The following is a 13,274-nucleotide window of genomic DNA, read 5'->3' as shown; positions in this document are numbered from 1 at the left end:
CGCATCACGAACAGTTTATGGCAGAGGGATATCTGCGCCTGGGGCATCTTTTGTCGCCTGGGGAACTGGCCGCCCTACAGCAGCGCATTGACGATATTATGCTGGGGCACGTTCGCTACGAAAATATGCGCTTTCAACTCAATCCCAAAACGCCGGATGTCAGAATGGATCGCACGCTGGGGAATCAAGAGCAGACGCTCCATTATCGGCGTATCGATGATCTGGAACAAGATCCGCTCTTCCTTACCTATATGCAGCACCCTCTCTTCCGTCAGATTACCCGTCGCTATATCGGCGAAAATGTTTCGGTTTTTCGCTCTATGTTTATGAATAAACCCGCTGAGAGTGGCACGATTTTACCCTGGCATCAGGATATCGGCGTGGGTTGGGGGATTGATACCAATCCGATTATCACGGTGTGGACAGGGCTGGATGCTGCCACTGTTGCCAGTGGCTGTATGCAGATTGTGCCGGGGAGCAATAATCTGGGTATTCTCAATGAGCGGCACTATACTTCTGAAGAGGATCAGGCCAGGTACGCCGGGCCAGAGGACGTGATCGATCTGGAGACCGAGGCGGGAGAGGCTATTCTGTTGCACAATTTTTTGCTCCACCGTTCGGCTCTCAATTCGACTCCGTCGCCCCGGAGGGCTTTTAGCGCAACTTATATGGATGCGAGAACGCGTTCTTTGAAGACTGGTCAGACGTTTCCGCGCCTCTTTGGGGAGGGAGCACTCGATCCTGTGACTGTGTCGGGAAAAGCGTCTAATCTGGTGCAAGTTTTTCATGGGTGAGGTCGCTGTCAAAGACTCATACAAAAAGCCGACGTTTGAGGATACAAAGAAAAATGGTTATGGTCTATCTGAGACACGTTGATTATATTTCATGCACATAGTACACGATAAAACAAAATAAAAGGAGCGTTTATTATGCAATCGATTCCTGTGAAATATGAAAAAGGTGTCTTCATTCCGCTTGAAACACTTCAGGAAATTGACGAAGGTGTGATAGGAGAGGTTTATATTAAAGAAGTGGACGAAGTGGAGGCAATTAAATCATTTCCTTTTTTTGGCCTTTGGAAAGACCGAGAAGATATTTCTGATGGCCTCTCGTATGTTCGCAACCTGCGCGATCAGCAAAGGTATGGGAAATGAGTGCGTTTTTGGTTGATACAGATGTCCTGATTGATGTTTCCAAAGGGAATATCAATGCCGTTAATTTTCTTGCCGGTATCATGGGAACAATTTTCATCAGTCGAATTTCTACGATGGAACTTATCGTTGGGGCAAGAGATAAACCAGATCAGCTTGCGATTGAAAACTTCATTGCTCACTATACAATCAGAGAGTTAGACTTGAGCATTGGCATCAGTGCCTACAACCTTTTAACACAATATACTTTGTCTCAGGGATTGACGATTATGGATGCACTGATCGCGGCTACAGCTATTGAGCAGGACCTGACTCTTGTTAGCAAAAATGAAAAACATTTTCGGCAGATTCAACATTTAGAATTTCTCAGAGCGAGGTATTGAAATACCAAAGCAGGAGATTAATCTGATCAGACATAGACTAAGGACAGCGGAACAACACTACAAGGACGTCTATGGTGAAAGGTAGAGCAATGAAGACAAAAGAGATCGAAATCGAACGTGGAAGTGGTAATGTGTTCGCCGACCTGGGGCGACCTGACGCCGAAGCTCACTTACTAAAGGCAGAGCTTGTCACCCGCATTGACAAAATTATTCGTCAGCGAGAACTCAAGCAGGTCGAGGCGGCGAAATTGCTCGGTCTGTCCCAACCTGATGTTTCGCGTCTCCTAAGAGGGGACTTTCGTGAGTATTCCATGGAGCGTCTCTTGCGTCTGTTGACAGCACTTGAGCGCGATGTGGAAATCGTTATTCGGGAACCGGTATCTCACCGACCAGGAAGGCTTCATGTACAAATAGACCATGATCGTACTTCTGATCGCTTGGTCTATAAGTAGGACACAGCGAGCGTTGCGATTCGTCGAGAGGTATAAAGTGTGGATGAAGTAAAAAAAGATTACTTAAAAAGCCGACGTTTGTGCGTTGGCTTTTTTTGTTCTTGATGGCTAAGGAATGGGGTCACCGTGTTCGGCGGTGTGTTGGGCGTATTGTTCGCGCAGGCGGTTGGTGACGGGACCGGGTTCGCCGTTGCCGATGGTGCGGCCATCTACTTCGAGGATGGGCGAGAGTTCGCCCATGGTGCCCGTGGTGAAGCTTTCATCTGCTGTATAGACTTCGGTAAGTGATAGGTTGCGTTCGGTAACTTCGATGTCCAGGTCGCGTGCGAGGTCGATTACGACACCTCTTGTTATGCCGGGCAAGCAGGAATCCGTGTGGGGCGTGATAAGTGCCTCTTTTTTTATGATGAAGATATTGGTGGCATTGGTTTCGGATACATAGCCGAAGATGTCGAGCATGATCGCGTCATCAACGCCTGCGACATTGGCTTCGATTTTGGCGAGGATGTTGTTGATCAAATTGTTGTGATGGATTTTGGAGTCGATGCACATGGGCGGATTGCGGCGAACAGAGGCGGTGATCAGGCGGATGCCTTCTGAGGAATAAACAGGGGGTTTCCATTCTGGTAGCACAATGAGACAGGAGCCGTATTGATTAAAGTGCGGACTCATGCCCGATGAGGTTTTTTTCCCCCGCGTGAGCGTGAGCCGGATATGTACTTCATCGCGCATGTTATTGGCTTTGAGGGTTTCAAAGATCGCGGTTTTGATTGCTTCACGAGAGGGGATATCCGCAAAAGCCATGGCTTTGGCAGAGTCGAAGAGGCGGTCGAGGTGCGCGTCGAGTTGGAAGATTTTGCCGTTGTACACGCGCAGGCCCTCCCACACGGCATCGCCGCCCTGGACCGAGCTATCAAAAACGGATATTTTGGCGTCTTCGCGCGGGAGCAGTTCACCGCCGACGTGGATGAGGATGTTTTCGTTTCGCGGGTCGGGTAATTGGATAGACACGGGGACTCCGTTTACTCAGCTTTGATGGCATGGGCATAAAGCTGGTCGTAATAGGGTTGGCATTCTTTGAGGAGTGGTCGCAGATGATGGGGAAAGGGTTCGGTTTTAGGGCGATAAGGCTGAAATCCGGTGGATTTGTGGACGTTGTGGTACCAGTGTTGCGCCCATATTCCGTCTTCGGGGCGGGGGCCGGCTTTCCACGTGAGCATTGCGGGGTCAAAGGGTATGTTCAGGGCGTCGCAGAGTTTTGTGAGGACATGCCGTGGATTTTTGAGGAGTTCTCGAGAATCGAGTACGGGAAATTTTTGACCTATGGCGTGAAACTCGCTCAGTAGCTGGGCTTGCATTTTGTAGCCCGTGTCGCGCAGGGTAGGGATTTTGAGCTGGTTGACGAGCGAGGGTAGCATGTCAACGGGGTCGCGCGTGAGCAGGACATTATGGGTGTGTACGAAAAAGTCGCGGCTGATTTCGACGAGATGATGGGCCATCTGTTTCATAAAGAGCACGGGCCGATCACACGGGCCGAGGATGATATTGCGAATGACTTTTTCGCCATTGCATTCCATGGCGGCCATGACTTCGTTTGCACCCGGGTGTCTGGCAGCAGACACCCGTAAATAATGACCGTAGAGAGGTTCGTCAATTACGCGGGTGTCTGACCGCTGTGCGAATGCGTACATGAGGGCGGTTGAGACATTGCGGGGACCACTCCACATGTTTAGACGCAGGATATCGGCAGGCATATCACATTCGGAAGACGGGTTTAAAATTGGGATCGGTGATGGCATCGCGTTGTAGTGCGAAAGGTTCTATCGGATAATCCGTGTGCCCATCAATGGCGAGTTCGCTGAGGATTTTGCCCAGGATACCAGAGAATTTGTACGCGTGCCCGGCGCCTACACAGACGATGATCTGGGGATGCTCGGGGAGTGTATCGATTACGAAGTGTCGGTCTTTTGGCATTGTGTAGAGACAGGTTTTGGTGTAGAGCTTTGGGCCGAGGAATCCGGGGATGTTTTCTTTGAGCCAGGCTTCCTGGTAACGTTCGCGCTCGGCATCGGGGTCATAGGTGCGCGTATCGGTTGTCACTGCTGGACCGGATGCGTCAATGCCGACTTTGGTGGCGACTTCGCCATAGATGGGGAATCCGTAGATGGATTCGTCGGCATGAGAGATGAATATGGGGAATTTCCCAATGGCAAAGTCCGGCAGGTTTGGCGTGGCGTAGTATGTAACCTGTTCCTGGGTTACGGTGAGAGAAAGATTGATGTTCACGCTGGCGAGCAGGCGATCTGTCCAGGCACCGGCTGTGACGATGAGTTTGCGGCATGAGAAGTTGCCCTGTTTGGTTTCGATTGCGACGCCAGTGTCCGTTGGGCGAATGCGCGTGGCTTCACAGTTGTCCAGCATGGTGGCACCGCGATAACGCGCCATGGCTACATGGGTGGCATTTCCCCGACTTGCATCTACCAATCCGGTATCGGCCTGATAGATACCATCGACTTCATATTTTAGACGGAATTGGGGAAAGCGTTTCGCGATTTCATCGGCGTCAACGCGATCGTAGGGAACACCTGTTTCATCCATCGCGCCCGTGTATTTGTCAATTTCATATCGGTAGGGGTGATCGACGGGTGAAAATTGGATGCTGCCCGTTTTGAAGACCATCTGGACGCCGGATTCTTCTTCGAGCGTATGCCAGGCGGTGTACGAGGCTGGTGCCAGGCGGATATATTGGGGGTAGTAATAGGTCAGGCGGATGATGCGCGAGTGATCCTGGGAGCCGCCGTGGTGATGGCCGTGTTCAAATTGTTCTATGCCCAGGATGTCTTTGCTTTTTCGGCGCGCGAGCCAATACGCTGTTGCACTGCCGATGCCTCCACAACCGAGGACGATGTATTCGTAATCTGTTTTCATGGTCTTGTATTAGAGATTTTTTGCGTTGTCCAGATTGTATTTTTTCAGGCTTTTGTGGGTGCCAAAGGCATAGTGCCTGGACATGTCTGGCGAATAGCGACTGGCTTCTGGCGTACGTCCGAGTGCTTCTGCAATAGCGCGAACATGATGAGGCGCGCCACCGCAGCAGACGCCGAGGTAGCGGATATCCGCGCTGTATGCTTCTCTAGCAAATTTTGCCATTTCATACCGATTGCAGGTAAAGGGATCAAGCGCGGTGGGAAAGGGGCGATCTTCGGGCAAGCGCGGGTCGCGGAGAGACTGCATAGTGGGGTGTTCAGGGGTAGTGCGGTAGGGGACAGGTAATGCCGCAACATGGCATGAGACTGCTTGTCGGATGCGCACGACAGCAGGCATCATGGTCTGGGGACCCCGCGCGCAATTTATACCGACGACGGTCGCGCCGTCTTGCTCTAATTTTTTGGCAGCGACTTCGAGGGGGATTTCGTCTCTGAGGTCGTCTTCTCTGTGCGGGGTGAGGGTGACGACGGCTGGTAGGCCAGTTTCTGTGATGGCTTTGAGGGCGATTTGCGCTTCGCCAAAAAAAGAGAAGGTTTCGGCGATGATAAAATCGACATTTGCCTCGGTTGCCCAGTTGATTTGTTCTTCGAACATGCCGCGAACAACTGAGTCAGATGCTTTGTCATTGGGATGCCAGATATTTGTGTTGCAAATATTGCCCGCGACCAGAGGTGGCTCTCCAGTGGCTTCTCGCGCTATGTCGTGGGCGAGTGATAAGGCGTTTTTTTGAAGAGGTTCGAGCAGTTCTTCTTTGCCGATTAGACGCAGTTTTTCGCGGTGGGCGTAATACGTGAGGGCTTCGATAACATCTGAGCCAGCCCGCAAAAATTCGCGGTGTAAAGCGGCGACTGCTTCGGGGTGTTCTAAGACGACTTCGGGTACATAAGCTCCCGCCTGGAGATATCCCCTGCGCTCGAGTTCAAATACATACCCTTCGGCGCATATTACACCGCTCTCATTCAGGCGTTCCACCAGCCCGCGTTTTGGAATTTGTTTATCCATTGCTTGTCCTTTACTAAAAGCAATTGCATGGTAGGGATTTGAAATTGGGAAGTCAAGGCAGAGTTATCGCGTTTGACTTCGGTTGGATAGCGTTATATTCTAAAGGCGTTAGAATTGGAAGTGGGGATTTGATCCAATAGGAGGAGATATGAAGGCAGTTGTGGTGATGTTTGATTCACTAAATCGACATCTGTTGTCGCCCTATGGGTGTGACTGGACGCATACGCCAAATTTTAAACGGTTGGCAGAGCACGCGGTAACGTTTGACAGATCTTATGTGTGTTCGATGCCGTGTATGCCAGCCAGGCGGGATTTTCATACGGGGCGGCCCAATTTTTTGCATCGTTCCTGGGGACCGCTGGAGCCGTTTGACGATTCGGTGCCCCGCATGTTAAAAGCGCATGGTGTTTCGAGCCATCTGGTGAGCGATCATCAGCATTATTGGGAAGATGGCGGGTGTACATATCACACCCAGTATAGTACCTGGCAGTTTTTCAGGGGGCAGGAAGGGGATCTGTGGAAGGGACAGGTGGCAGATCCTTGTACGGAAAATACGTATGGGCGAAATTCGGGTGAAGATGACCTGTCCCGGCAGGATTTGATCAATCGGCAATTTATGCGGCGGGAAGAAGATCAGCCCCAGTCGAAGACGTTTGAGGCGGGGATTGATTTTATTCGGCGGAATTACACGGAAGACAATTGGTTTTTGCAGATTGAAACATTTGATCCCCACGAGCCGTTTTTCTCCCAGCGCAAGTTTAAGGACCTCTACGCCGAACATTATCGCGATTACGACGGTCCGTTACACGATTGGCCGAGCTATGAACCGGTGAAAGAGACGCGAGAGCAAGTTGAGCATATGCGGTTTGAATATGCTTCGCTGCTGTCGATGTGCGATGCCAAGCTGGGCGATGTACTGGATTTGATGGATGAGTTGGAGATGTGGGAAGATACGTTGCTGGTGGTGTGGACCGATCACGGGTTTTTGCTGAGTGAGCACGATTGCTGGGCAAAGATGTGGATGCCTTTTTATGAGGAAGTGGCCCACACACCGTTTTTTATCTGGGATCCTCGGTGTGGTAAGAAAGGTGAACGGCGGGAGGCATTGGTGCAGCCGTCGATTGATCTGGGACCGACGTTGCTGGATTTTTTTGGCTTGGAGCCGACAGTGGATATGCTCGGCAAACCACTTGGCGATGCGGTGGATAATGATACTGCGGTGCGGGAGGCAGCGGTTTTTGGGATGCACGGACATCAGGGCAATGTGACGGATGGGCGGTACGTGTATATGCGGGCAGCGGCAGATCGGGAAAATCAGCCTCTGTTTGAATATACGTTGATGCCAACCCATATCCGATCTCATTTTGCGCCAGAGGAATTGGTGGGCAAGATGGCGCTTTCCGAACCGCTCAGTTTTACCAAAGGGTGTGAGGTGCTGAAGATTAACACCGGGCGAGATAGCAAGGGGTTTAGTCCCAGATTATTGAGAATCCATGATTTTGGGACCTTGTTATACGATTTGGAACAGGATCCAAAACAGGAAAAGCCACTGGAGGATCCGGAGGTTGAAAAACGAATGGTAGATCTGTTGATTCAGGGGATGGAAGCATGTGATGCGCCCCTGGAACAGTATGTACGGCTGGGGTTGAGGTGATCTATTGACCCTATTTTGAAAGGAGGTCGCCGTTTGAAACGCGTCGGCTTTTACGATCTCGATCTGAATAATTTTCACGCAAATGTGTATTTGAGTGCGTTCAGGAATGAATTGAAGGACCGGGGATTTGAGGTGACGGGTTGTACGGGTATTCGCCAGAAATCGAGTCTCGCATGGGCAGAGGAAAATGGGGTGCCCTATTTTCCGGACGTGCAGGCTCTGAACGATGCGGTCGATTATTATCTCGTTCTGGCGCCGAGGACTCCGGAGCGCCATCTGGCTATGTGTGAGGCGATTTTTCCATTTGGCAAGGCGACTTATGTGGATAAGACTTTTGCGCCCGATCTCGATACGGCGCAACAGATATTCGCGCTTGCAGATAAGTACCGCGTTCCGATACAGACTTCGTCTGCTCTGCGGTATAGCAATGTGCAGAATTTTGTGCGGGAAGTCGGTCCTCGCAAGGTGAAACACATGGTTGTCTGGCAAGGTGGGCGGTCTTTTGATGAGTATGGTATTCATCCGACAGAAATTGTGGTGAGTTGTATGGGGACGGGGGCAAAACGACTGATGCGCCGGAGTAAGGGAAAATACAATCAGATTCTGATCGATTTTACGGGCAATAGAACGGCGGTGATCAACATGAATGAAAAACACAGGACGCCGCAAGCTGCTGTTGTGACGACGACGGAAGAGACGCGGTATATGGAGGTGGATCGGGAGGTGATTTTTCCGCGTTCTACCGGGGCGATTATAGATCTTTTTGAAAGTGGGAAGGCGAATATTCCGCGTCTGGAAAGTTTGCTGATTCGACGCATTCTGGATGTGGCGGAACGAGAACGGGCACAACGCGAGTTTGTTGATATTTAGGAGGGTGACAATGATTAAAATGGCGCAATACGGTACAAAACACGGTCACGCAGCCGGCAAATTGCAGTCGATGCAAACCAATGCTGAGGTGGAGGTGGTTGGTGTGTTTGAATCCGATGAGAGTCGCCGCGAGGAGGTGGCGCAATCGGGCGGTTATGAAGGCGTTTATTGGTTTGAGTCGGAAGCAGAGATGCTGGAGGATGATGAAATTGTGGCTGTTGCATCAGAGGGTGCAAATGTCGAGAGTCTGGATCAGACTGAGGCCATTATTCAAGCGGGGAAGCATGTGTGGTATGACAAGCCCGCTGGCGAGAATTGGGATCAGTGGCAGCGGATTATCGCACGGGCACGGGAGGGGGATTTGCTGATTCAGATGGGGTACATGTTTCGGTATCACGATGGGTATTGCAAGATCGCAGAGTGGGTGCATTCGGGGTTTTTGGGCGATGTGTTTGCGGTTCGGGCGCATATGTCCACGTTTTTGGGTAGAGCGCAGAAAAAAGTTGTCGCAGTACATCAGGGTGGGGTGTTTTTCGATTTGTGCGGGCATCAGCTCGATCAGATTGTCCATCTTTTGGGTAGGCCCGAGCGCGTGACGCCATTTTTGCGCGAAGATATGTTCGAGGTTGAGGGATTTACCGATAATGGGGTGGGTATTTTTGAATTTGAGCGGGCGATTGCCATTGTCGATATTGCGGCGCTGGAGCCGCGGCCCAACGCGCGTCGGTTTGAGGTGTACGGCACAAAGGGGAGTGCGATTATGGAGCCGATGGAGCCTGCGGAGAAAATCCGCCTGTGCTTGGACGAGGCGCGCGGTGGGTATGACGAGGGTGTGCAATTTGTCGATGTGGCACAACAATCGCGGCAGGATTTGTACGATTTGGAATTGGAGGCGTTTTTACCGGCTATTCGAGGTGAGTGCGCGCCGGATAGATCTTACGAACACGAGTTGCTGGTTCAAGAGGCTGTGTTGCGGGGCGTTGGGCATCTTTAAAGGTGAGGAGAAATATATGAACGTTATTTGTGTCATGCTGGATTCATTGCGGGCAGATCACGTGGGTGCTTATGGCGACCGGGCACGGACGCCGAATATGGATCGCATTGCGCGTGAGTCGCTGGTGTTTTCAAAGGCGTATTCGGGGTCGTTTCCAACCCTGCCGTGTCGGCGCGATTTGTTTACGGGACGGTGGGGGCATCCGTTTAATACATGGGATAAAATGGAGCAGAATTTGCCCACGATGGCCGAGCGCTTTCGCCGCGAGGGGTACACAACAGGGCTGGTTTTTGATACGCCGATGTTTATGACTCAGGGCAATTTTCTGGATCGCGGATTTGGTTCTATTTCGTGGATTCGCGGACAGGGGGGCGAGCCGTGGATTAGCGATGCATTGGAGGAGATCAAATGGCCTGCCAGTGAGGATAAAGTAAAATCCGGGGTGATGCGCTATCTGGCGAATCAGCGCGGACGGTTGTTTGAATCGGATTATCTGGGACCTCGCGTGTTTACCGAGGCGATGCACTGGCTGGAGCGGAATTATGTGAAGGATGGTTTTTTTCTGTGGATTGATTCTTGGGATCCGCACGAGCCGTGGGATCCGCCGCAGTATTATGTGGATATGTACGATCCGGGTTATGAAGGCGATGAGCTTATTTATCCGTGTTATGGGTTCAGCAATTATATGACGGATGAGGAACTCAATCACGTGCGCGCACTGTACGCGGCTGAGGTGACGATGACGGATCGGTGGTTGGGGATGTTGTGGGATACGATAGGTGTGTTGGGCTTAAAGGAGAATACGGTTTTTTTGCTGATGGCAGATCACGGGCACTATTTTGGCGACCACGGTTTGCAGGGCAAGCCCTGGGGAGATTGGGGGCAGCTTTACGATCCGATGGTTCATATTCCGTTTGTGGTGTATCATCCGGATGGCGTGATGGCGGGCAAACAGGTGGATAGTCTGGTGCAGCCGGTGGATGTGTTTCCGACGCTTTGCAGTCTGGCGGGATTGGATGTGCCCGATGGCGTGCAGGGGGAGTCATTTGCCGATGTTTTGTCGGGCAAGACGGTGCAACACCGGGAATTTGCAATTAGCGGGCGCAATTTGAATGATAGCTGGGGCACGGTGCCTGCTACGATAACCGATGGTACGTGGACGCTGGTGTATTGGCCGAATAAAGATCTCAAATACAAAGGTCCCAAACCGATTCGCACTGAGCGCTACGATTGCCGCAATATGCCAGAGCGCCGCGTGGATGAGTTGTTTTATATGCCGGAAGATTCCGGTCAAAAAAATAATATGATTGCCGAGCATCCCGAAGAAGCAGGGCGGTTGCACAGGGCGCTTTTGGAACTGATTGAGGATACAGAGACCGATCCAGAGATTGCGAAAACGTACTTGCCCGCGCCGGGCGATCAGTACCAGTGAGTTTTTTATGATCGTACGTCTTGTCTGCCGTCGCCGCATCCGCCATCGCCGGCCGTGCGCACATGCGGTTTTCCCGTTATTTTGGTGCCTTTGTACGCATAAGGGTCTTCGCCTACGATCATGATGATTTCTCGCATGTCTGCGGTTGCCATGCGTTCGCCGGGTTTCAAATTGCGCCAGGGGAGGAGGGATTCCGCGCTCATGTAGTGGTTGACGAGCACGCGACGGAAGCCGGATTTGGCGCGGTTGGGAAACGAGCGATGGAGCAGGTAGCCGTGAAAGAAGACGAGCGCGCCTGTTTTGACTTCGACGGGGATGGCGTCGTCATCTGTGTAGGGGAATCGGAAGGTTTCATGGGCACAGTCAAAGCGCTTGTCGTGCTGTACGTGTTGAGGCCACAATATGCCGCGTTTGTGCGAGCCGGGAATGACCCACAAGCAGCCGTTTTCAGTGGTGGCATCGTCAAGGGCAAACCAGCCGCCCGTGAGCGACCGGTCGCGGGTGGGGATGTAGATTTCATCCTGATGCCAGGCTTGTCCGGGTTTTCCCGCGCTTTTGATGAAGAGCATGGATTGCATGCATTTGACATTGGGTCCGATGACGCTCGTGAGGCCATCGACCATTACGGGATGGGATAGCGCGTCGTACATGATGGGCGAGATTCTGTGTACGTGGTGGATACACAGGATGCGTTTGATTACATCGTCGTCAGTGTCGTCGGGCGAGATAGCGGGTAAATTGCCTATGTCGCCGCGCTCCCCTCGGCACAGCGCTGTGGTTTCATCGCGCAGGATTTCGACTTCTTCGGGGGTGAGCGCATCGGGGATTACGAGGTATCCATTTTCGCGGTAAAAAGCCATGTCGTCTTCGGTGACGCGAGAGGTGGCTTCTTCGGAGATGGTTGCCATTGAAAACTCCATAGAGATTGACTGATAAAGCAAGTTCGTTCTATAATAATCGGGTAGTAGGGCGTTGTCGTCAAGAATAATGCATACTGTAAAACAATTTTTAAGGAGGGTTGTATCTTGAACAGAAGACCAAATTTTGTGGTGATTTTTTTAGATGATTCCGGATGGGCGGATTTTCGGCCATTTGGAGAGACGGCGTATCCGACGCCCAATGTGGAAAAATTGGCTGCAGGCGGGTGTTGTTATCACCAGTTTTACGTGCCTCAGGCAATTTGTTCAGCGTCGCGGGCGTCATTGTTGACGGGGTGTTATCCTGGCAGGCATAAGCTTTATGGCGCAATTCCGCCCCGGGCACGGGGTTTGGATCCGAGTTTTGCCACGATTGCCGAGGTTCTTAAACCAGTGGGATATGCAACGGGGGTGTTTGGCAAGTGGCATATTGGCGATCACGAGGATACGCGACCACCCGCTCGGGGGTTTGATGAGTCGTCGGGTTTGATGTATTCCAACGATATGTGGAAGTACCATCCGCAGAGCAGGCATTTTGATACTATGGAATTGCAGTTCTGGAAAAATGGTGAGATCGTTATTGACGATGTGTCGCCAGAGCAGCAGAAGATGCTGACGACCTGGTACACGGAGCATGCGGTCGATTTTATCGGGCGTCACGCCGATGAGCCGTTTTTCCTGTATGTGCCCCACAATATGCCGCATGTACCGCTGTTTTGTAGCGATAAGTTCGACGGAAAATCAGGGGAAGGTTTGTATGCCGATGTGATGATGGAGATCGATTGGTCGGTGGGTGAGATTATGACCGCGCTCGAAGAAGCGGGTGTGTCGGATGATACGGTTGTGGTTTTTACGTCGGATAATGGCCCCTGGATTTCTTATGGCAATCACGCGGGGAAGACGCCATATCGCGAGGCGAAGGGGACGGGTTTTGACGGGGGTACGCGTTCGGCGTGTGTGATGCATTATCCCAATGGCATTCCCGCGGGTGAGGTATCGCATCAGGCATTTTGTTCGGTGGATTTTTTGCCGACATTTGCAAAGTTGGCGGGGGCGGATTTGCCGGATTATACGATTGATGGGGTCGATGTTTGGGATATTGTGACGTGCCAGCCGGATGCGACCAATCCGCATGTTTATTATCCAGTTTCAACCGGGCGAACTTTCGATGGGGTGGTCAGTGGGGATGGCAAGTGGAAGTTGCATTTGCCACACGATTATCGCACGCTTGTAGAAGCGGGTAATGACGGAGAGCCAGGGCGCTACGAGATCGCGCATATTGAGTTGTCGCTTTTTGATATGGAAAACGATCCCTACGAGACGACGAATGTGATTGATGAGTATCCCGAGGTGGCACAAGAACTCAAGGTGTTGGCTGAAAAGCATCGGGACAAATGGTGGGTGGAGCGAAATTAAAACGGGAGATTTTGC

Annotated in this window: 14 protein-coding genes; 9 read left to right on the top strand and 5 right to left on the bottom strand. The window is 51.6% G+C overall.

Annotated elements, in window-relative coordinates; genetic code table 11:
• The 4 genes from OXH16_13795 to OXH16_13780 all read left to right on the top strand — a co-directional run.
• The coding region (locus tag OXH16_13795; protein ID MCY3682468.1) for a phytanoyl-CoA dioxygenase family protein at positions 1 to 794 on the top strand (794 nt) is incomplete at its 5' end.
• Between the two features lie 135 nt (positions 795 to 929).
• Positions 930 to 1,154: a DUF104 domain-containing protein gene (locus OXH16_13790; protein MCY3682467.1), complete on the top strand. Its 225-nt coding sequence runs from the start codon at positions 930 to 932 to the stop codon at positions 1,152 to 1,154.
• A gap of 8 nt (positions 1,155 to 1,162) precedes the next feature.
• Complete coding sequence (locus tag OXH16_13785; protein MCY3682466.1) at positions 1,163 to 1,534, top strand: type II toxin-antitoxin system VapC family toxin; 372 nt, start codon at positions 1,163 to 1,165, stop codon at positions 1,532 to 1,534.
• Between the two features lie 89 nt (positions 1,535 to 1,623).
• Positions 1,624 to 1,986 (top strand): helix-turn-helix transcriptional regulator, encoded by a 363-nt coding sequence (locus tag OXH16_13780; protein MCY3682465.1) that lies wholly within the window; start codon positions 1,624 to 1,626, stop codon positions 1,984 to 1,986.
• Positions 1,987 to 2,094: 108 nt separating this feature from the next.
• On the opposite strand, the gene ilvE is transcribed toward OXH16_13780, so the two are convergent.
• Genes ilvE through OXH16_13760 form a run of 4 tightly spaced genes read right to left on the bottom strand, consistent with a single transcriptional unit; the run spans position 2,095 to position 5,976 of the window.
• Positions 2,095 to 2,997: a branched-chain-amino-acid transaminase gene (ilvE, locus tag OXH16_13775; GenBank protein MCY3682464.1), complete on the bottom strand. Its 903-nt coding sequence runs from the start codon at positions 2,995 to 2,997 to the stop codon at positions 2,095 to 2,097.
• Between the two features lie 11 nt (positions 2,998 to 3,008).
• The gene (locus OXH16_13770; protein ID MCY3682463.1) at positions 3,009 to 3,740 is read right to left on the bottom strand and encodes a sulfotransferase family protein; all 732 of its coding nucleotides are present in this window, start codon (positions 3,738 to 3,740) and stop codon (positions 3,009 to 3,011) included.
• Between the two features lies 1 nt (position 3,741).
• Entirely contained in the window at positions 3,742 to 4,914 is a 1,173-nt protein-coding gene (solA, locus tag OXH16_13765; GenBank protein MCY3682462.1) for an N-methyl-L-tryptophan oxidase, read from the bottom strand.
• 9 nt (positions 4,915 to 4,923) lie between these two features.
• Entirely contained in the window at positions 4,924 to 5,976 is a 1,053-nt protein-coding gene (locus OXH16_13760) for a homocysteine S-methyltransferase family protein (protein ID MCY3682461.1), read from the bottom strand.
• Between the two features lie 148 nt (positions 5,977 to 6,124).
• Between OXH16_13760 and OXH16_13755 the strand changes: the two genes are divergently transcribed.
• The 4 genes from OXH16_13755 to OXH16_13740 are packed head-to-tail and all read left to right on the top strand — an operon-like array spanning position 6,125 to position 10,926.
• The gene (locus OXH16_13755; GenBank protein ID MCY3682460.1) at positions 6,125 to 7,630 is read left to right on the top strand and encodes a sulfatase; all 1,506 of its coding nucleotides are present in this window, start codon (positions 6,125 to 6,127) and stop codon (positions 7,628 to 7,630) included.
• A 33-nt stretch (positions 7,631 to 7,663) separates the two neighbouring features.
• Positions 7,664 to 8,500, top strand: a complete 837-nt coding sequence (locus OXH16_13750; protein MCY3682459.1) for a Gfo/Idh/MocA family oxidoreductase — start codon at positions 7,664 to 7,666, stop codon at positions 8,498 to 8,500.
• A gap of 10 nt (positions 8,501 to 8,510) precedes the next feature.
• Positions 8,511 to 9,494, top strand: coding sequence for a Gfo/Idh/MocA family oxidoreductase (locus OXH16_13745; protein MCY3682458.1), 984 nt, complete (start codon positions 8,511 to 8,513; stop codon positions 9,492 to 9,494).
• Between the two features lie 16 nt (positions 9,495 to 9,510).
• Complete coding sequence (locus OXH16_13740; protein MCY3682457.1) at positions 9,511 to 10,926, top strand: sulfatase; 1,416 nt, start codon at positions 9,511 to 9,513, stop codon at positions 10,924 to 10,926.
• 5 nt (positions 10,927 to 10,931) lie between these two features.
• Here OXH16_13740 and OXH16_13735 read toward each other — a convergent pair whose 3' ends face one another.
• Positions 10,932 to 11,834: a phytanoyl-CoA dioxygenase family protein gene (locus OXH16_13735; GenBank protein MCY3682456.1), complete on the bottom strand. Its 903-nt coding sequence runs from the start codon at positions 11,832 to 11,834 to the stop codon at positions 10,932 to 10,934.
• A 117-nt stretch (positions 11,835 to 11,951) separates the two neighbouring features.
• Here OXH16_13735 and OXH16_13730 point away from each other — a divergent pair, with 117 nt between their 5' ends.
• Positions 11,952 to 13,259 carry a sulfatase gene (locus OXH16_13730; GenBank protein MCY3682455.1) on the top strand — a complete coding sequence of 436 codons (1,308 nt, stop codon included), beginning with the start codon at positions 11,952 to 11,954 and terminating at the stop codon, positions 13,257 to 13,259.
• Positions 13,260 to 13,274: the final 15 nt, after the last annotated feature.

It is taken from the genome of Gemmatimonadota bacterium, from assembly GCA_026705765.1.
Lineage (GTDB): Bacteria > Latescibacterota > UBA2968 > UBA2968 > UBA2968 > VXRD01.
The sequence above is the reverse complement of the archived record's forward strand: the minus strand, read 5'-3'. Positions and strand labels throughout refer to the sequence as shown.

Bases quoted from the DNA above. Each gene is read 5' to 3' on its own strand.
- OXH16_13790 (MCY3682467.1), top strand. From the start codon at position 930: ATGCAATCGATTCCTGTGAAATATGAAAAAGGTGTCTTCATTCCGCTT.
- OXH16_13780 (MCY3682465.1), top strand. From the start codon at position 1,624: ATGAAGACAAAAGAGATCGAAATCGAACGTGGAAGTGGTAATGTGTTC.
- OXH16_13770 (MCY3682463.1), bottom strand. From the start codon at position 3,740: ATGCCTGCCGATATCCTGCGTCTAAACATGTGGAGTGGTCCCCGCAAT.
- solA (MCY3682462.1), bottom strand. From the start codon at position 4,914: ATGAAAACAGATTACGAATACATCGTCCTCGGTTGTGGAGGCATCGGC.
- OXH16_13760 (MCY3682461.1), bottom strand. From the start codon at position 5,976: ATGGATAAACAAATTCCAAAACGCGGGCTGGTGGAACGCCTGAATGAG.
- OXH16_13755 (MCY3682460.1), top strand. From the start codon at position 6,125: ATGAAGGCAGTTGTGGTGATGTTTGATTCACTAAATCGACATCTGTTG.
- OXH16_13745 (MCY3682458.1), top strand. From the start codon at position 8,511: ATGATTAAAATGGCGCAATACGGTACAAAACACGGTCACGCAGCCGGC.
- OXH16_13740 (MCY3682457.1), top strand. From the start codon at position 9,511: ATGAACGTTATTTGTGTCATGCTGGATTCATTGCGGGCAGATCACGTG.
- OXH16_13735 (MCY3682456.1), bottom strand. From the start codon at position 11,834: ATGGCAACCATCTCCGAAGAAGCCACCTCTCGCGTCACCGAAGACGAC.